This is a genomic window from Prevotella merdae (assembly GCF_900290275.1).
GTDB classification, from domain to species: domain Bacteria; phylum Bacteroidota; class Bacteroidia; order Bacteroidales; family Bacteroidaceae; genus Prevotella; species Prevotella merdae.
Map to the genome: position 1 here is coordinate 593,314 of NZ_LT985323.1, position 19,315 is coordinate 612,628.

The window sequence follows — 19,315 nt, forward strand, 5'->3', positions numbered from 1 at the left end:
TCTATAATTTAGGGATGTCGGTATTAATCGAGTTTGATGCTGAGACCAAGACCGCGAAGCTCGTGCAAGAGTACGTTGAGCGACTCTGGTATACCTGGTGTAGGCATAGGATCGCCCTTTACAATAGCCTCGTAAGCCTTTGAACGGCCAACGGTATCGTCTGACTTAATTGTCAAAATCTCCTGAAGTACGTGGCTGGCACCAAATGCCTCAATAGCCCAAACCTCCATCTCTCCGAAACGCTGTCCACCAAACTGTGCCTTACCACCAAGTGGCTGCTGAGTGATGAGCGAGTACGGACCGATTGAACGAGCGTGCATCTTGTCCTCAACCATGTGACCGAGTTTCAAGAAGTAGGTAACACCTACTGTAGCAGGCTGGTCAAAACGTTCGCCTGTCTCGCCATCATAAAGGTGTGTTGAGCAAAGGTGAGGCAGACCTGCCTTATCGGTCCACTCTGAGAGATCCTCAAGATGAGCACCATCAAAGATAGGTGTAGCAAACTTAACACCGAGCTTGCGACCAGCAGCACCGAGGATGGCCTCGAATATCTGACCAAGGTTCATTCGAGAAGGCACACCTAGAGGGTTCAACACGAGGTCTACTGGACGTCCGTCCTCGAGGAACGGCATATCCTCCATACGTGTAATCTTAGACACGATACCCTTGTTGCCGTGACGACCAGCGAGCTTATCTCCTACACCAATCTTACGCTTCTTGGCAACATATACCTTGGCCATCTGAAGAATGCCTGAAGGCAGCTCGTCGCCGATGGTGATGGCAAACTTCTTGCGTTTGAGCTCGGCATCGAGAAGCTTGTACTTGCGTATGTAGTTCATAATAAGCTTAGAGATGAGCTTATCGGTGTGCTCGTCGCCTGTCCAGTCGTTCGATTGTATTCCGTCGTACTCGAGGTTCTTCAACATTGTAGTTGTGAACTTGGTGCCCTTTGTGATAATCTCAGCACCAGAGTAGTCCTTGATGCCCTGTGAAGGCTTGTCCTCGGTGAGGGTAAGGAGCTTGTCGACAAGAATATCCTTCAAGTCGTCGTTCTTTGCCTCATACTCCTCGTCAATCTTGGCGAGTATCACCTTATCCTGTTTCTTCGACTCACGAGTCTTGATAGCACGTGCAAAGAGCTTCTTGTCGATAACAACACCGCTCAATGACGGGTTGGCCTTCAATGAAGAATCCTTAACGTCGCCTGCCTTGTCGCCGAAGATGGCGCGCAGAAGCTTCTCCTCCGGTGAAGGATCGCTCTCGCCCTTAGGCGAAATCTTACCGATAAGGATGTCGCCCGGCTCGATGCGTGCACCGATACGTACGATACCGTTGTCGTCGAGGTCCTTTGTGGCTTCCTCAGACACGTTAGGTATATCGCTTGTGAACTCCTCAAGACCACGCTTTGTCTCGCGCACGTCGAGCGAGTACTCGTCTACGTGTACTGATGTAAGCACGTCGTCGCGAATCATACGCTCCGAAAGCACGATGGCATCCTCGTAGTTGTAACCCTTCCAAGGCATGTAGGCAACGAGAAGGTTGCGGCCCAATGCGAGCTCGCCATTCTCTGTAGCATAACCCTCGGTAAGGATGTCGCCCTTCTTAACACGCTGACCCTTATTGCAGATAGGACGCAAGTCGATAGTCATGTTCTGGTTGGTGCGACGGAACTTCGGTATGCGATACTCCTTGAGAGCAGGCTCGAAGCTTACAAACTCCTCGTCGTCTGTACGATCGTAGAGGATACGGATGGTTGTAGCGTCTACATACTCGATAACACCCTCGCCCTCGGCAGTAATCATTGTACGAGAGTCCTCGCAAACTTGTTTCTCAAGACCTGTACCTACTATAGGAGCATCGTTGTGAAGCAATGGCACAGCCTGGCGCATCATGTTACATCCCATGAGCGCACGGTGACCGTCATCATGCTCCAAGAATGGGATAAGGCCTGCAGATACAGATGCAATCTGCTGCGGCGATACGTCCATAAGGTCTACCTCTGAAGGAGGCACTACTGGGAACTCGGCGTTCTGACGGCACTTAACATAGTCGCGGATAAACGAGCCATCCTCACGCAACGGAGCGTTGCCCTGTCCTATAACGTGGTTCTCCTCCTCCTCAGCGGTGAGGTAAACAACGTTGTTGTTATCGAGGTCTACGATAGAATCCTTAACCTTACGGTATGGAGTGGCGATGAAGCCAAGCTCGTTGATTGTAGCATATACACAGAGAGAAGAGATAAGACCGATGTTCGGACCCTCAGGGCTCTCAATAGGACACAAACGACCATAGTGTGTATAGTGTACGTCTCGAACCTCGAAGCCTGCACGCTCACGTGAAAGACCACCAGGGCCAAGAGCTGAGAGACGACGCTTATGAGTTACCTCAGCAAGCGGATTGGTCTGGTCCATGAACTGTGACAGCGGGTTGGTACCGAAGAATGAACTTACAACGCTTGAAATAGTCTTGGCATTGATAAGATCGGTTGGCTGGAACACCTCATTGTCACGTACATTCATGCGCTCGCGGATAGTGCGGCTCATACGTGCCAGACCTATTGAGAACTGGTTGCTCAACTGCTCGCCCACAGTACGAACACGACGGTTAGAAAGGTGGTCGATATCGTCAACAGTGGCGTTAGAGTTAACCAGCTGGATAAGATACTTAATAATTTCGATTACATCATCCTTAGTAAGAACACGAACATCAGAGTCTGTATCAAGACCGAGCTTCTTATTTATACGGTAGCGTCCTACCTCGCCAAGGTCGTAGCGCTTGTCCGAGAAGAAGAGGTTCTGGAATACCTCACGCGCTGATGCGTCATCAGCAGGGTCGGCATTACGCAACTGGCGATAAATATAAAGCACAGCTTCTTTCTCCGAGTTTGACGGGTCCTTAGCAAGAGTGTTAAAGATGATGGCATACTTGTTGGCAGCCTCGGCATCCTTATGAAGAAGTATTGATGATGTGCCCGACTCGAGAATATCTTCTACGTTATCCTCTGTGAGCTCGGTCTCACGCTCCATGATTACCTCATTACGCTCGATAGAAACAACCTCACCAGTATCCTCGTCTACGAAGTCCTCATTCCACGACTTCAGTACGCGTGCGGCAAGTTTGCGACCGATGGCAGCCTTCATGTTCTTCTTGTTTACCTTCATCTCCTCAGCAAGGTCGAATATCTGTAGGATATCCTTATCCTGCTCGTAGCCCATAGCACGCAGAAGAGTTGTAACAGGCAACTTCTTCTTACGGTCAATATAGGCATACATCACGTTGTTGATGTCAGTGGCAAACTCAATCCATGAACCCTTGAACGGGATAATACGGGCAGAATAAAGAACAGTGCCATTTGCATGTACACCCTGACCGAAGAACACACCAGGTGAACGGTGCAACTGCGAAACAACTACACGCTCGGCACCATTGATTACGAAGGTACCGTTGTCTGTCATATAAGGGATTGTGCCAAGGAATACGTCCTGTATGAATGTGCCAAAATCCTCATGGTCAGGATCTGTACAGTACAGTTTCATCTTAGCCTTCAAAGGTACGCTATATGTAAGACCACGTTCAAGACATTCGTCAATAGAGTAGCGAGGCGGGTCAATATAGTAATCCAAGAACTCAAGAACGAAATTATTGCGTGTATCGGTAATAGGGAAGTTCTCGGCGAACACCTTATACAAACCGTCATTCTTGCGTTCCTCAGGCGGAGTGTCTAACTGTAAGAAATCCTTGAAAGACTTTAACTGCACATCGAGAAAATCCGGGTAGGGCAACGGATTATGGACGCTGGCAAAATTTACTCTGTTATCAACAATTTTTGAAGCCATCAGAAGAATTTATAGGGTGATAAAATCAATATAATGTGAAAAGACACAAAAAGGTTAGGACCCGCCTACTTGGAAGATCCTAACCATATAAGAAAATTTCACGAAAGATTGCCGCTTCTATGTTTGTATGCATTACGCACTTACGGCAACTTCTCGTTGGGTTGTCTGTGTAATGCGAGATTACTTGATCTCTACCTTAGCACCAGCAGCCTCGATAGTCTTCTTCAAGTTCTCAGCCTCGTCCTTAGAGATGCCTTCCTTGATCTTAGCAGGAGCGCCGTCTACGAGATCCTTAGCTTCCTTCAAGCCAAGACCGCAAGCTTCCTTAACTGCCTTTACTACCTGGAGCTTAGCAGCACCTGCCTCAGCGAGGATAACATCGAAAGATGTCTTCTCCTCAGCTGCCTCACCTGCTGCAGCAGGACCAGCAGCTACAGCTACAGCTGCAGCAGCAGGCTCAATACCATACTCGTCCTTGAGGACTGTTGCCAACTCATTTACTTCCTTTACTGTAAGATTTACCAATTCTTCAGCAATAGCTTTAATATCTGCCATTTTATTTTAAATTTTAATTGTTTTTAATATTAATGTTTTGTGACTTGGAGTTGAATTATTCAGGACGCTCGCCCAAAGTCTTAAGCACACCATGGATAGTGTTTGCGCCTGACTGAAGAGCAGAAACAACGTTCTTGGCAGGAGACTGCAGCAATGCCACGATATCTGCGATAACCTCGTTCTTGCTCTTGAGAGCTACAAGTGCCTCAAGCTGATCTGCACCGAAGATTGTCTCCTCAGCATAAGCAGCCTTGAGTGTAGGAATGCCCTCTTTCTTGTATTCCTTAAGCAGCTTTGCAGGTACGTTTGCAGTGTTGCAGAACATCACAGCTGTAGTACCCTTAAGTGCGCCATACATCGGCTCGAAATCTACGTCTGATGCTTGGAAAGCCTCACGGAGAAGGCTGTTCTTAACGACGATCATCTTGATCTCGTTCTTGAAGCACTTGCGACGAAGATTGCTTGTTGCCTCGGCGTTGAGACCAGCGAGGTCTACGAGGTAAAAGTGAGGATATTCCTTCAACTTCGCACCGAGCTCAGCAATAATAGTATCTTTTACTTCTTTCTTCATTTTACAAAACTTTTAGAGTTACTCAACTGATTTAGGATCAACCTTGATACCCTTACTCATAGTGCTCGAAATAAAGATACTCTTGATGTATGTACCTTTAGCAGCAGCAGGCTTGAGCTTAATAATGGTAGCGATAAACTCCTTAGCATTCTGATAGATCTGCTCTGGAGTGAAGCTAACCTTACCGATTGATGTGTGGACGATACCAGCCTTATCAACCTTAAAGTCAATCTTACCCTGCTTTACTTCCTTAACTGCCTTAGCAACGTCCATAGTTACAGTACCGCTCTTAGGGTTAGGCATCAATCCACGAGGACCGAGGATACGGCCGATAGGACCAATCTTACCCATGCAAGAAGGCATTGTGATGATAACGTCGACGTCTGTCCAACCACCCTTGATCTTCTCGATATACTCGTCAAGACCTACATAGTCGGCACCTGCCTCCTTAGCGGCGGCTTCCTGATCAGGAGTACAGAGAGCGAGCACGCGTGTTACTTTACCAGTTCCGGCAGGCAGTGAAACCACGCCACGAACCATCTGGTTAGCCTTACGCGGGTCAACGCCCAAGCGTACATCAATATCGAGAGAAGCGTCGAACTTGGTAGTGGTAATTTCCTTTACCAGCTCTGAAGCCTCTTTCAGTGTGTATGCCTTCCCTGCTTCAACCTTATCAGCTACTGATTTTTGATTTTTTGTCAGTTTCATTTCTTAAAAATTGAAGTTATTAAACATTTTCAGGGAAGTCTCCCTCTACAGTGATACCCATACTTCTAGCTGTTCCTGCAACAAGGCGCATAGCCGATGCTACAGTAAAGCAGTTAAGATCCTTCAGTTTGTCTTCAGCGATTGCTTTTACCTGCTCCCAAGTTACTTTACCAACTTTCTGGCGGTTAGGCTGCGCTGAGCCACTCTTCACTTTGGCTGCCTCTTTCAGCTGAACAGCTGCAGGAGGAGTCTTAAGTTCGAAGCTGAATGATTTATCGGTGTAGTAAGTGATAACAACAGGAATTATCTTACCTGCCTTATCCTGGGTTCTGGCGTTGAACTCTTTGCAGAATCCCATGATGTTGATACCCTTAGAACCAAGTGCAGGTCCTACTGGAGGAGAAGGATTCGCAGCGCCACCTTTAATCTGTAATTTGATTAATCCAGCAACTTCTTTAGCCATTTTGTCTGTTAATATTTAATTTGATTAATATAAAAGAATTCTCACGCGTCCGTAACAATGCGTTAGCCTTCTTTTTCGACTTGCATAAAACCAAGCTCTAACGGAGTCTTACGTCCGAAGATCTTGACCATCACCTTAAGTTTGCGCTTCTCGACGTTCACCTCTTCGATGACGCCACTGAAGCCTGAGAATGGACCATCTGTAACCTTAACAGTCTCATCAACCATATAAGGCACATCTATGTTCTCTTCAATCTCTGTCTCCTCGCATGTACCGAGCATACGGTTGATCTCACTTTGGGGAACTGGTGAAGGATTATCCAAACCGCCAAGAAAACCTAACACATTAGGCGAGAAACGCAGCGTGTGAGCCACGTCGCCTACAAGGGCTGCTTCTACAAAGACATAGCCTGGAAGAGAAATCTTCTCCTTAACTACTCGCTTTCCATTACGCAAAGATGCGTGCTTCTCAAGAGGAAGAACCACCTGCGAAACATGCTCCTGAAGTAACGGATTGTGCTTAATTTCAGCGTCGAGGTATTCTTTTACCTTGAACTCCTTGCCGCTTGCAGCACGAAGCACATACCATTTCTTTTCTGTTTTAGCCATTTTCTTGAACGATTAACCTGAGTATACCATTCCCATAACCCATCTAAAGAGAGAGTCCATAGCGAACACCACTACTGCAATGACAAGGGAAGCAGATAATACAATCACTGCACTGTGGTTGAGTTCAGCATACTTTGGCCAAGTTGTTTTATGCGCAAGTTCGTCGTAACAACACTTGCAATAATTTACAAACTTTTTGAACATATTATCTTCTATTTTGCACGGGAAGAGAGGCTCGAACTCCCGACACCTGGTTTTGGAGACCAGTGCTCTACCAACTGAGCTATTCCCGTAGGATAGTTCCCGATGCTAAAAGCAGTACGGGAACTATTATTATTTTAGTAAGCTACCCTTTCGGGCAACTGGCTAATCAACTAATTGTATTAGTCCTCGAGGATCTTTGTGATCTGACCTGAACCTACTGTACGGCCACCCTCACGGATAGCGAAACGGAGGCCCTCGTTGAGAGCTACAGCGTAGATAAGCTCAACCTCGATCTCTACGTTATCACCAGGCATTACCATCTCAACTCCCTCAGGAAGCTTGATCTCACCGGTGCAGTCCATAGTACGGAGGTAGAACTGAGGACGATACTTGTTGCCGAATGGAGTGTGACGACCACCCTCTTCCTTCTTCAAAACATAGATAGAAGCCTTGAAGTGCTTGTGAGGCTTGATCTGACCCGGGTGGCAGAGTACCATACCGCGCTTGATCTCGTTCTTGTCGATACCACGGAGGAGCAGACCAACGTTATCGCCAGCTTCACCTTCTTCGAGGATCTTACGGAACATCTCAACACCAGTAACAACACACTTCTTATCCTCACCAAGACCAAGGAGCTCAGTCTCGTCGCCTACCTTAACACGGCCAGTCTCGATACGACCAGTAGCAACAGTACCACGACCTGTGATTGAGAATACGTCCTCGATAGGCATCAAGAATGGTTTGTCAAGATCACGTGGAGGCTCCTGAATCCATGTATCAACAGCGTCCATAAGCTCCATTACCTTGTCAGTCCACTTCTCTACACCGTTAAGTGCACCAAGAGCAGAACCACGGATGATAGGAGTCTCTTCCTCATAACCATACTGGTCAAGAATCTCGCGGACCTCCATCTCAACAAGCTCGAGCATCTCCTCGTCCTCTACCATATCGCACTTGTTCAAGAAAACAACCATGCGAGGTACGTTTACCTGACGAGCGAGAAGTACGTGCTCACGTGTCTGAGGCATAGGACCATCAGTAGCAGCAACAACAAGGATAGCACCGTCCATCTGAGCAGCACCAGTTACCATGTTCTTTACATAGTCGGCGTGACCCGGGCAGTCTACGTGAGCGTAGTGACGCTTAGCTGTTTCGTACTCGATGTGAGCAGAGTTGATAGTGATACCACGCTCTTTCTCCTCAGGAGCGTTATCGATCTGGTCGAAAGACTTAACTTCCTCGCCGCCGAAACCCTTATCGTGAAGAGTCTTAGAGATGGCAGCAGTAAGAGTGGTCTTACCATGGTCAACGTGACCAATTGTACCAATGTTTACGTGCGGTTTGGTGCGCACAAATGTTTCTTTAGCCATAGCTTTTTATTTTATATATAAATTGTTTAATCTGTTTTTCTTCAAATTCTTTGATTAGAAACTGAAGCAGAGCTGTAACTGAGAGTTGAACTCAGGACCTCTTCCTTACCAAGGAAGTGCTCTACCACTGAGCTATTACAGCAACTTAGAGCGGAAAACGGGGCTCAAACCCGCGACCCCCAGCTTGGAAGGCTAGTGCTCTATCAACTGAGCTATTTCCGCAAAAGTTAAATGAAAGTGGGTGGTGATGGATTCGAACCACCGAAGGCATCGCCAGCAGATTTACAGTCTGCCCCATTTGGCCACTCTGGTAACCACCCTTCCATGAAATAAATTAATCGCTCCAAAAAGTAGGTTAGCGAGAAGAAAAACTGCGTTCAGTAATTCCGTTTGTTTCTTGAGCCTCTTGTCGGATTCGAACCAACGACCCCGAGATTACAAATCACGTGCTCTGGCCAACTGAGCTAAAGAGGCAAAATCCTTGCAGCCGTTAAGCCACCATTTAGGACCTGTTCTAAAACGGCTGCAAAGATACGACTTATTTTTTATTCACCAAAACTTTTCGGTATTTTTTTTACTTATTCCTTGTTTTTTCTTTAAATTTAGTCAATTGAACCTTCATTGCGTCCACACAGAGATCTACCCCCTCCTCAAATGTGTCGCATGTCTTCTCCACAAAGAGTGCCTGTCCGGGAACAGCTACCGTTAGGCTTGTTTCCTTATTATTGGATGTAGCAGGCTTTACAACTTTAAGCTGTACCTCTGCTGTCTTGATGTCTTCGAATGTCTTCTCTAATTTTGCTACTTTCTTCTCGATGAATTCTTGCAGCTTCTCTGTTGCGTCAAAATGGATTGACTGAATCTTGATCTCCATAGTGTCCTCCTTTTCTTTGTTAAGGTTTTTACTTATGTTTATTTCTTATATATATAATAAGGTGTAGTAGATTTACAATCCTCGAGACTTTACTCTCTGGGATGCGCCTTACTATAAATCTGTTTTAGTTGTTCGAATGTTGTATGTGTATATATCTCGGTTGTGGATAGACTGTTATGACCCAGCAACTTCTGCACACTCTCTATATCTGCCCCATTGTTCAGCATCGCAGTGGCAAATGAGTGACGCAATACATGCGGTGAACGCTTATTAATATTAGGTACAGCCGACAACTGCTCTCTCACAAGCAACCTTACCTGTTCGTACCTCAAGCGTCGCCCTTTATTATTAATAAAAAAGGCGGATGTCTCACGTTTTAAGACTTGCGCGTCGCGCATATGTTTGTACTCTTGCATTTGCACGCTCAGCTTGTCGCCAAACGGAACAATGCGTTGCTTATTGCCTTTGCCGGTAACACGAAGCTCACAGCGTTGGAAGTCAATTGACGCATCGTCAAGACCTATCAGCTCACTCACTCGCAGTCCTGTTTCATAGAACACCGCAAGTATAGTGCGCGTGCGCACACTGTCGTAGCTATCATTCCACTCTGCATTGTCAAGAAGTTTGTCCATATCGCTCTCGCTTACAAACTGAGGTAGCCTTCTGTGCTTCTTTGGAGCATGTACGGCATGAGCTGGGTCATGGTCTACCATTCCTCTTGACAGCGCATATCGGTACATCGACTTCACCGCACTAAGCCGTCTACATATAGATGTGGCGGCATTGCCTTTATCCATCATGTCCTCCATCCATGCCCGGATGATGTCGCTGTCTACATTATCGAAGGTGATGTCCTGGTTCAGACTTTTTATGTATTTCTCAAACTTGCAGATATCCATGCGGTAGCTCTCCACGGTCTCGTCAGAGCGGTTGCGCTCGTATCGCATATAATCCAAGAAACTGTCTAAATTCAACATTGCCGTCGATTGTTTATTTCGTTTACGAATGTACGGATTTTATTTCGTATCTCCAAATTTCCGAGGAATTATTTTACTTTTTTTGTATAAATGAGTAAATGCGGAGTACTTTAGCCCAAAGAAAGAGGAATATACCGCTTGCTTTAGCATAAATAAGGTGAGGCACGCTATTGCAAAAGTCTTACTTCTGGGCTTCTTCAGCCGACTTGAATCTATCCTGGCGTTCGAGGAACTTAATCAGTCCCCAGCGTACAGAACGCAAGCCAAACTGCTCGGTATGTATATCCTCAGGCTTAATCCACATACACTCTGCCGCGTCATCTCCGGCAGCAAGCGCCGAATCATCCTCTACCTCGCACAGATAGAACATGTCAAGCGTGTGGATGTCGATGCCACTGTAACGGTAAACGTTAGGCAGAGAAAAGAGATATTGTGCTGATACCACCTTCAAACCTGTCTCTTCCATAACCTCACGACATACACCTTCCTCCGAAGTCTCGCCTATCTGCGCGAATCCGCCAGGCAAGTCAAGCATTCCCTTAGCTGGTTCCTGTTTGCGACGCTCTACAAGAATCTCTCCCTTGACGTTCTTGATTATCGCCACATTGGACGCACTTGGATTCATAAAATACTCAAACCCGCAATTCTCGCACTTCTTGCTTGTTGCGCCATTTGCCTCGAAGTGATGACTGCCACACAATGGGCAATACTCGAACTTTTCTAATGGATGCATCTTGATAATGTTTAATTATTAATGTATAATGTTTAAATATTGGGGTTATACTTTAAACATGATGCAATATTACAAAAAAAAGGCTACCTTTGCAAGAAATATTACAAAAATCATAACAATAAAAAAACAACAATAATAACAAGCAACAAAAACAAGTGACACAATGAAAAAAGCAAACCTTCTTCTTGCGCTTCTACTTCTATTCCTTGCGCTGCCGGCTTTGGCACAGCGCTCGTTCAACCAGAATCTGTGGCAAGCTAAGGCCCCAAACAAGAATGGCCTGCAAGACACAGCGTATATTAAGGTGTATCTACCAGATGCCAAGCGCGCCACTGGCCGTGCTGTTGTGATATGCCCTGGCGGTGGCTACGAGTATCTTGCCATGCAGCACGAGGGCACCGATTGGGCTCCATTCTTCAACAATATGGGCATTGCAGCCATCATACTGCACTATCGTATGCCAAACGGCAACGAAAAAGTGCCTATCAGCGATGCAGAAGAGGCCTTGCGCATAGTACGCCGCAACGCCAAGTCGTGGAACATCGACGCTAACGATGTAGGTATCATGGGATTCTCTGCCGGTGGCCATCTTGCTTCAACAATAGCAACACAGTCGAAGGGCGAGGCTAAGCCCAACTTCCAAATTCTGTTCTACCCCGTTATCACAATGCTTCAGGGCTATACCCACCAGGGTTCGCACGATGCTCTGTTAGGCAAGAATGCTCACAAGAAGGAAGAACAGAAGTACAGCTCTGACATGCAAGTGTCGCGCCTTACTCCACGTGCATGCATCCTTCTATCCGACGACGACCACGTGGTAATGCCTGCCAACAGCATTAGCTACTACTCTGAGATGTTCCGCCATGATGTACCTGCCTCGCTGCATGTCTATCCTGGTGGCGGTCATGGATGGGGAATAAAGACATCTTTCCGCTATCACGTGGAGATGATGATGGACCTCAAAGCCTGGCTCGAAAGCTTCTAAATACTTTATCAGACATCAAGAGGATGTGCATTTCACTGACAAAACGTAAGCCATACACTCCACATTACATCTTGATATACATATTTGCATATCAAAATGTAATGTGGATTTAGCAAACCCTAACCGATAACTCACTTTTATTCTACGAATTTTAACCTATTATAGAAAATAGGTAAAAAAAAGTTTAGAAAACCTTTGCCATTAAATAAATTTTATATAAATTTGTCGCCGTAATCAATTAACAATCTACAACATTCACAATTTATTACCTTATATCACCTTACTTTAACAATTCCATAAATATCACATAAAGCCCGAAGTGTGTCCGTACATTAGCACGGCCGTACCAAGGCAAACCATATAAAAGCACGCCCCAAGACACACCCCCAAAGACGCCCCGACATGAAAGGAGACAAACAATATAAAACCACAAACATATAAACTCACCCCAAAAACAAGTCTAAAAATCAAGACTATATTAAATCTCTATAACCTATTTGATATGAGAAAATCTGAATCAAAAAACCAGTTGAAGACAGCCATGCTGATGTGTGCGCTGACTTCCTTGACGCCTCAGTTGGCAGTCGCAGGAAACAGTGTTTCCACCCCCCTACTTCTATTTCTGAGATTCAACAGCAGAATGCAGTTGCTAAGGGTAAGATTGTTGACTCTAAAGGCGAGCCTCTTATTGGTGTGTCTGTTGTAGAAGCAGGTACATCGAACGGCACCGTTACCGATGTTGACGGCAACTTCTCTTTAAACCTTAAGAAAGCAGGAAGCAAGATTAATGTTTCCTACATTGGCTTCAACTCTACTACAGTTGCAGCTAACGACCACATGAACATTACTCTTAAGTCGGACGACCAGCAGCTCAATGAGGTTGTTGTGGTTGGTTACGGCACACAGAAGAAGGTAAACCTCACTGGTTCTGTGGCTTCTGTTGACAGCAAGCAACTTGAGAACCGTCCTATCCAAAACCTCCAGAGTGGTTTGCAGGGCCTTATGCCGGGTGTTGCCATCAGTGGCACCAACGGTGCTCCAGGTATGGACGCTGGTTCTATCAATGTGCGTGGTGTCGGTACATTCAACAATTCTTCTCCTTACATCCTTATCGATGGTGTAGAGGCTGGTACTATGTCGAGCCTCGACCCTAACGATATCGAGAGCATCTCTGTACTTAAGGACGCAGCCTCGGCAGCCATCTACGGTTCAAAGGCAGCCAACGGCGTTATCCTTATCACCACAAAGAAAGGTAAGAGCGGAGCTCCTCAGGTTAACTATAACGGCTACGTAAGCTTCCAGAACGCTACAGCCCTTATCGACCGTCTTAGCTCTTACGATTATGCAAGCATGTTCAACACCTTGCTTGCAGCAGACAAGCAATATGACCTTACTCAGTTTGAGAATGGCAAGAACAATACCGATTGGTACGACCTTGCCTACAAGACTGGCGTTATGCAGCACCACAACGTTAGCGTAAACGGTGCCAACGAGAATGTTAACTATCTCGCATCTGCCGGTTATCTCAAGCAGACAGGTATTCTTCCTAATGCAGGACGTGAGCAGTTCAATGGTCGTACCAATCTTGAAATGAAGATTAACGACCGCCTTACAACTCGCCTCAACCTCGCTTTCATAAAGAACGACTATACCGACCCGTCATCAGCATACGCAGGTGGTGGTTCCGACCAGATTATACGTCAGCTCAACCTTATCGCACCTTGGGTTACTCCACGTTACGAGGATGGTACATGGGGTACAATCGCCGATGGTAGCCCTATTGCATGGCTCGACAACGACATCAAGGTTGTACGTCGCAACACCAACTTCACCGGACTCCTTGGTTTCGACTATAAGATTATCGACGGTCTTGTAGCTAAGGTTAGCGCTTCTTACGTTAACAACACACAGAACTACGACTACTTCCAGCCGTACTTCCGCTATAATGCCAACAAGGAGACGTCTCCTAACGAGCATACAGAGCAGATGTCTAAGTGGGAACGCAAGACATTCGAGGCATTGCTTACATACAACAAAACTCTTGGCAACCACAACTTTGGCGCTCTTGCCGGTTGGCATGCTGAGGGCTACGAGTATAAGTATTGGTACACATATCGCCAGAATTTCCCAAGCAGCTCAGTAACAGACATCAACGCCGGTGACGCTTCTACACAGAAGGCACAGGGCTACACACGCAAGCTTAACATGCTTTCTTGGTTCGGTCGTGTTAACTACGACTTCGCTGGACGCTATCTCCTCGAGGCTAACCTCCGTGCTGATGCATCAAGCCGCTTTGCTGACGGACACCGTTGGGGATACTTCCCTTCATTCTCTGCAGGCTGGCGCGTAAGCGAGGAAGCATTTATGGAGAACACCAAGTCTTGGCTCTCTAACTTGAAGATTCGTGGTTCTTGGGGTAAACTCGGTAACCAGGAGGCTATCGGCGATGACTACTATCCAGCTCTCAGTACCTATAACACTGGTGCCAACTATGTATTTGGCGGTACATTGAATCCTGGCTACTATCAGGGCTCTTACAAGATCAACACCATCACATGGGAGAAGGCCACAACATGGGGCGTAGGTGTAGACATGGGCTTCCTTAACAACAAGATTACAGCAAGCATCGACTACTACAACCGTCTTACCGATGGCATCCTTATGTCAGTAGACGCTCCTTACGAGTTTGCTCTTGGTAGCTACAAGGACAACGTAGGTCAGATGCGCAACCAGGGTGTTGAGCTCCAGATTGCTTACAACGACAAGTTTGGCGACGTTACATTCGGCGCTGCATTCAACCTTGCTTACAACAAGAACAAGATCGAGGATATGCCTGGTAAGGGTTATATCGATGGTGGCAATGGCATCCGTAATGCCAAGGGTCACGAGTTCAACAGCTACTATGTATACAAGGCTGATGGTTTCTTCGCATCAGACGAGGAGGCTCAGGAGTATATGAACTACTACTGGCCAGCCGATGGTTCTAAGGGCGGTTGCCCATTCGGTGGTGGCGGCTTCAAGGGTGGCGACCTCAAGTATGTTGATACAAACGGCGACGGCAAGATCAATGCCGAGGACCGTATCTTCACCAATGGTCCTACTCCACGCTATACATTCGGCTTGAACCTCAACGCTGCTTGGAAGGGATTCGATATCTCTATGTTCTTCAATGGTCAGCTCAAGGCTAAGCGCTTCTTCGATTCATTCGAGGTTGAAGGCTCATTCTCAGGCGATAGCTCTCACCCAGCTACAATCTGGAAGGACTCTTGGACATTCAACAAGAAGAACCCGAAGATGCCACGTCTATTCAAGGACACCAACTCTCCTAGCTCTTCACGCCAGGTTATGTCTACATTCTGGCTCAAGGACGTTGCTTACTGCCGTCTGAAGAACTTGCAGATTGGCTACACATTGCCTAAGCAGATTGTCAACACTATCGGCCTCAACAAGGTACGTGTTTACTACTCTTGCGAGAATCTCTTCACTATCGATAACCTCGACCTCAACATGGATCCGGAGGCTACCAGCCAGCGACTCAGCTCGTATCCGTTACTCCGCACCCATTCATTCGGTATGAGCGTTACATTCTAAAAACTACATCTATTTAAATCATTACTATTATGAGACATCTTAAAAATTATATATTTGCAGGTATAGCGGCTCTCATGACCACTTCGTGCTCTGATTTCCTCGAAACAGCACCGAAGGATGCCATGACACCTGCTACAGCATGGCAGACACAAAGTGATGCCGAGAAATTCCTTACCGGATGTTACAACAACTGGGAAGACAACTACGACAACGGTTGGGGTTGGGATGGATTCCTTCTCTATTGGGATGGCGCTTCCGACTTTGGTTACGACCAGTATCCTTGGGAGGGATATACTCCTATCGGCAATGGTCAGGTAAATGCTACCACAGGTCGCGACTTCTACGAATTCTCTAAGATTCGTCGTTGCAATGAATTCCTTGACAATGTTGATAAGTGCTCTTTCAGCAGCGAGGCTGTAAAGAAGGACATGATAGCACAGGCTCGCTGGATTCGCGCTTACCGCTACTTCCTTATGAACTGGAACTACGGTGCAGTGCCTATCATCAAGAGCTTCCAGTCAGCCGAGGAAGCTATGGTTCCTAAGAACACCGAGGCTGAGGTTAGAAAATATGTAGAAGACGAGCTCGACCAGCTTGTAGGCGACCTCAACGATGCTCCTTCACAGACCGGACGTATCGCAAAGGGTGCAGGCTATGCTCTCCGTATGCGCGAGGCTCTTTACAATGAGCAGTGGGCTGTAGCTAAGGATCGTGCCGAGAAGATTATCGCTCTCGGTCAGTACGACCTCGACCCAAGCTATTCTAACGTCTTTAGTCTTGCCGGTCAGGGTTCTAAGGAGATTATCCTTGCAGTACAGCACATCACCGGTACCAAGTACAATGACGTTGTCGGTCGTATGTACAGCAATGGCGATGGTGGTTGGAGTTCAATCATGCCTACATGGAACCTTGTCGACGCTTACGAAATGGCTAACGGCAAGACCATCGACGATCCTACATCAGGTTATGATGCAACTCATCCGTTCAACAACCGCGACCCACGTATGGGTATGACAATCTGCTATCCTGGCTGCGACTACATCAATGGTCAGGGCAAGCAAGCTATCTTCAATACTCTTGACGAGAAGATCAACGGTGTGAAGAACTCTAACTATAAGGACAGCAAGAACAATACACCTCCAACTGGCCTTATCTGGGGTAAGTATCTTGCTCCGCAGAGCCAGTACAGCGACATCTGGAACACTGCATGCTCGCCTATCGTATTCCGCTATGCTGAGGTGCTCCTTACATGGTGCGAGGCTGCCAACGAGCTTGACTTCAATGCCAACAAGGCGCAGATTTATACTTATCTGAATAAGATTCGTAACCGTGTAGGTATGCCGGATGTTGACGAGGCTAAGTACAACACCCAGGAAACACTGCGTGAGCTTATCCATCGTGAGCGTTCAGTAGAGCTTGCAGGCGAGGGTCTTCGTCGTAGCGATATCCTCCGTTGGAAGACTGCTGATGGTAAGATGCTTGCCGAGAAGGTTCTCAACCAGGTATTGCTGAGCCGTGAGGGTACTGTAAACATGGATGCATCTGTAGCTCCTGGCATGCGTGCCACATTCAGCGGCAAGACAACAGAAATAGAGACCCGCGTGTTCAAGACATACAACCGCTACTTGCCAATACCGCAGGGCGCTCTTGATGCCAACAAGGCTCTTACACCGTCTGATGGTTATTAATTAATCAATTAATAAACGAACAGATCGTTATAGGTTAGTATAAAAATGGAATCCCCGGAAACAGGTGCAACTTGTTTCTGGGGATTTTCATTTGTGTTTATTACTGTCTGCGTTTAAAGCGCAACGCTACTATTCCGCATATTGCCGCCAACGTAACGCCAATGGAGTTGGCTGCAAAGTCGAGCCATTCGCCCGACCTACGTCCGCCTGTACACGTAGCCTGCAATATCTCTATTAGTCCGCTCATAGCTACAGGCGCAAGCCAAGCAAGCAGAAACAGCTTCATAGGATTTATCTCGTAGCGGAAACCTCCGCCTATGTCGCACTTTACACGATGTCTGCGCAGATACTCATACCATATAGTGCCACACGTGCCCAAATACATGGCGGTATGCACCCACTTGTCTATCAGCGACACATTATCGAGAGGCGTGTGGGGCACAGAGGCAAAACACAACACCCATATTATAAGAATGTAGAACGACGATACGGGGTACGACTTAAGAAGATGACGAATGTATTGCATAATCATTTGTTTAATTGGTTGCTTTATAATGTTTGTTTGAGCTGCAAAGTTACGAAAAAACAATAACATAAAAATGTCGGGCTACAACTATCTATATTCATAATTACAACATAATTACCAGTTTTACTTACAAACCGTTCTCTTTTCTCGAAATAATTTTATACTTTTGCAACTTTAACAACTACAATAGCATTAAATCATCATATATCCCGTAAATATTATAGGATAACAAAACAAAATCACGAAGAAAGATGTCAAAAGAAAGAGTAAACTTTGGAAGCAAACTTGGTATGGTGCTCGCCACAGCAGGTTCGGCTGTAGGACTTGGCAACGTATGGCGATTTCCGTATATGACTGGACAAAACGGCGGTGCCGTATTTATTATGGGATATATCGGTTGTGTCGTGCTACTTGGTCTGCCATGTATGATGAGCGAGTTTATCATTGGCCGCCACGGAGCAGCCAATACCGGACGCGCCTACGGCAAGATGGGAACACACAGCCTATGGAGATTAGTAGGATGTATGAGTGTGCTTACCGGATTTCTTATCACTGGCTATTATGCTGTGGTATCAGGATGGTGCTTGCAGTACATCTTCTCATCGGCATTTGGCGAGCTTAACGGCAACCCAACCTACATAACCGAGTACTTCAAGGATTTCTCTTCGGCTCCCCTACAACCTGTAATATGGACCGTAGCCATACTTGCTATGACCCATTTTGTCATTATACACGGGGTACGCAGCGGCATAGAGCGTGCCTCAAAGATAATGATGCCGTTGCTCTTCATACTGCTGCTCGTTGTGGTTGTAGGCTCGTGTATGCTGCCTGGAGCGGGCAGAGGCATCGAGTTTCTATTCCGTCCCGATTTCTCCAAACTCGACTCAAATATGTTTCTCGCCGCAATGGGCCAGTCGTTCTACTCGCTGTCCATCGGCATGGGTTGCATATGCACCTTTGCCAGCTACTTTTCGCGCCAAGCCAATCTTATGAAGTCGGCTGTCAACATAGTACTAATCGACTCGCTGATAGCCATACTTGCCGGACTGATGATATTCCCAGCAGCCTTCTCTGTAGGTGTTAATCCCGACTCGGGACCATCGCTTATCTTCATCACCCTGCCCAACGTTTTCCGCGAGGCATTTGCCTCCATGCCTATTTTAGGCACAATCATCGCCACCGGTTTCTACATACTGCTGTCGCTTGCAGCCCTAACATCGCTCATATCATTGCACGAGGTGTCTACAGCTTTCTTCTACGAGGAGCTGCATACAACACGCAAGAAGGCTGCCACAATAGTAACCGTATCGTGCTGCATTATGGGAGCCTTCTGCTCGCTATCTATAGGCGGACGCGACTGGCTTATGATAGGGGGCAAGTCGCTGTTCGATGTATTCGACTTTGTAACCGGACAGATATTCCTGCCCATAGTAGGCTTCCTTACATGCCTGTTCTTAGGATGGGTGGTGCCACGCAAGACGGTGAAGGACGAGTTTACCAATTGGGGCACGCTGCGCTCCACTCTGTTCGGCGTATATATGGTGCTAATAAGATATGTATGCCCAGTGTGCATCGTGGCGATATTCCTTAACCAGTTGGGTGTGATATAACAATAAATATACAGAG

16 protein-coding genes and 5 tRNA genes are annotated in these 19,315 nt (G+C 46.7%); 4 read left to right on the forward strand and 17 right to left on the reverse strand.

Annotated features, from left to right (window positions below; all coding sequences use genetic code 11):
• Positions 1-23: 23 nt before the first annotated feature.
• The 16 genes from rpoB to C9991_RS02410 all read right to left on the reverse strand — a co-directional run bounded on the left by rpoB (position 24) and on the right by C9991_RS02410 (position 10,899).
• Positions 24-3,836, reverse strand: a complete 3,813-nt coding sequence (gene rpoB, locus C9991_RS02335; RefSeq protein ID WP_106811019.1) for a DNA-directed RNA polymerase subunit beta — start codon at positions 3,834-3,836, stop codon at positions 24-26.
• A 180-nt stretch (positions 3,837-4,016) separates the two neighbouring features.
• A complete protein-coding gene (gene rplL / locus C9991_RS02340) occupies positions 4,017-4,391 on the reverse strand; it encodes a 50S ribosomal protein L7/L12 (protein WP_106811020.1) in 375 nt (124 codons plus the stop codon).
• 55 nt (positions 4,392-4,446) lie between these two features.
• Positions 4,447-4,962, reverse strand: coding sequence for a 50S ribosomal protein L10 (gene rplJ / locus C9991_RS02345; protein ID WP_106811021.1), 516 nt, complete (start codon positions 4,960-4,962; stop codon positions 4,447-4,449).
• An 18-nt stretch (positions 4,963-4,980) separates the two neighbouring features.
• Positions 4,981-5,670 (reverse strand): 50S ribosomal protein L1, encoded by a 690-nt coding sequence (rplA, locus tag C9991_RS02350; protein WP_106811022.1) that lies wholly within the window; start codon positions 5,668-5,670, stop codon positions 4,981-4,983.
• Between the two features lie 19 nt (positions 5,671-5,689).
• Complete coding sequence (gene rplK, locus C9991_RS02355; protein ID WP_106811023.1) at positions 5,690-6,133, reverse strand: 50S ribosomal protein L11; 444 nt, start codon at positions 6,131-6,133, stop codon at positions 5,690-5,692.
• Positions 6,134-6,195: 62 nt separating this feature from the next.
• A complete protein-coding gene (gene nusG, locus C9991_RS02360) occupies positions 6,196-6,741 on the reverse strand; it encodes a transcription termination/antitermination protein NusG (RefSeq protein WP_106811024.1) in 546 nt (181 codons plus the stop codon).
• Between the two features lie 12 nt (positions 6,742-6,753).
• Positions 6,754-6,945, reverse strand: coding sequence for a preprotein translocase subunit SecE (gene secE, locus C9991_RS17230; protein WP_106811025.1), 192 nt, complete (start codon positions 6,943-6,945; stop codon positions 6,754-6,756).
• 16 nt (positions 6,946-6,961) lie between these two features.
• A tRNA-Trp gene (locus C9991_RS02370) sits at positions 6,962-7,034 on the reverse strand.
• 90 nt (positions 7,035-7,124) lie between these two features.
• Positions 7,125-8,315: an elongation factor Tu gene (gene tuf, locus C9991_RS02375; RefSeq protein ID WP_106811026.1), complete on the reverse strand. Its 1,191-nt coding sequence runs from the start codon at positions 8,313-8,315 to the stop codon at positions 7,125-7,127.
• 70 nt (positions 8,316-8,385) lie between these two features.
• Positions 8,386-8,457: transfer RNA gene (locus tag C9991_RS02380), tRNA-Thr, on the reverse strand.
• 7 nt (positions 8,458-8,464) lie between these two features.
• A tRNA-Gly gene (locus C9991_RS02385) sits at positions 8,465-8,537 on the reverse strand.
• A gap of 16 nt (positions 8,538-8,553) precedes the next feature.
• Positions 8,554-8,635 (reverse strand) — tRNA-Tyr (locus C9991_RS02390).
• Positions 8,636-8,715: 80 nt separating this feature from the next.
• Positions 8,716-8,789 (reverse strand) — tRNA-Thr (locus C9991_RS02395).
• A 100-nt stretch (positions 8,790-8,889) separates the two neighbouring features.
• Positions 8,890-9,189: a ribosome hibernation-promoting factor, HPF/YfiA family gene (gene hpf / locus C9991_RS02400; RefSeq protein WP_106811027.1), complete on the reverse strand. Its 300-nt coding sequence runs from the start codon at positions 9,187-9,189 to the stop codon at positions 8,890-8,892.
• 89 nt (positions 9,190-9,278) lie between these two features.
• On the reverse strand, positions 9,279-10,166 hold the full coding sequence (locus tag C9991_RS02405; protein WP_106811028.1) for a tyrosine recombinase XerC: 888 nt from the start codon (positions 10,164-10,166) through the stop codon (positions 9,279-9,281).
• 181 nt (positions 10,167-10,347) lie between these two features.
• Positions 10,348-10,899 carry an NUDIX hydrolase gene (locus tag C9991_RS02410; RefSeq protein ID WP_106811029.1) on the reverse strand — a complete coding sequence of 184 codons (552 nt, stop codon included), beginning with the start codon at positions 10,897-10,899 and terminating at the stop codon, positions 10,348-10,350.
• Positions 10,900-11,062: 163 nt separating this feature from the next.
• On the opposite strand from C9991_RS02410, the gene C9991_RS02415 reads away from it, so the two are divergent.
• From C9991_RS02415 to C9991_RS02425, 3 genes are all read left to right on the forward strand, one after another.
• Complete coding sequence (locus C9991_RS02415) at positions 11,063-11,884, forward strand: alpha/beta hydrolase (RefSeq protein ID WP_106811030.1); 822 nt, start codon at positions 11,063-11,065, stop codon at positions 11,882-11,884.
• 549 nt (positions 11,885-12,433) lie between these two features.
• Positions 12,434-15,475, forward strand: a complete 3,042-nt coding sequence (locus C9991_RS02420) for a SusC/RagA family TonB-linked outer membrane protein (protein ID WP_106811031.1) — start codon at positions 12,434-12,436, stop codon at positions 15,473-15,475.
• A gap of 29 nt (positions 15,476-15,504) precedes the next feature.
• On the forward strand, positions 15,505-17,163 hold the full coding sequence (locus C9991_RS02425; RefSeq protein WP_106811032.1) for a RagB/SusD family nutrient uptake outer membrane protein: 1,659 nt from the start codon (positions 15,505-15,507) through the stop codon (positions 17,161-17,163).
• Positions 17,164-17,263: 100 nt separating this feature from the next.
• Here C9991_RS02425 and C9991_RS02430 read toward each other — a convergent pair whose 3' ends face one another.
• Entirely contained in the window at positions 17,264-17,689 is a 426-nt protein-coding gene (locus C9991_RS02430; protein ID WP_106811724.1) for a VanZ family protein, read from the reverse strand.
• A gap of 251 nt (positions 17,690-17,940) precedes the next feature.
• Here C9991_RS02430 and C9991_RS02435 point away from each other — a divergent pair, with 251 nt between their 5' ends.
• Positions 17,941-19,299 (forward strand): sodium-dependent transporter, encoded by a 1,359-nt coding sequence (locus tag C9991_RS02435; RefSeq protein WP_106811033.1) that lies wholly within the window; start codon positions 17,941-17,943, stop codon positions 19,297-19,299.
• The last annotated feature ends 16 nt before the right edge of the window (positions 19,300-19,315 follow it).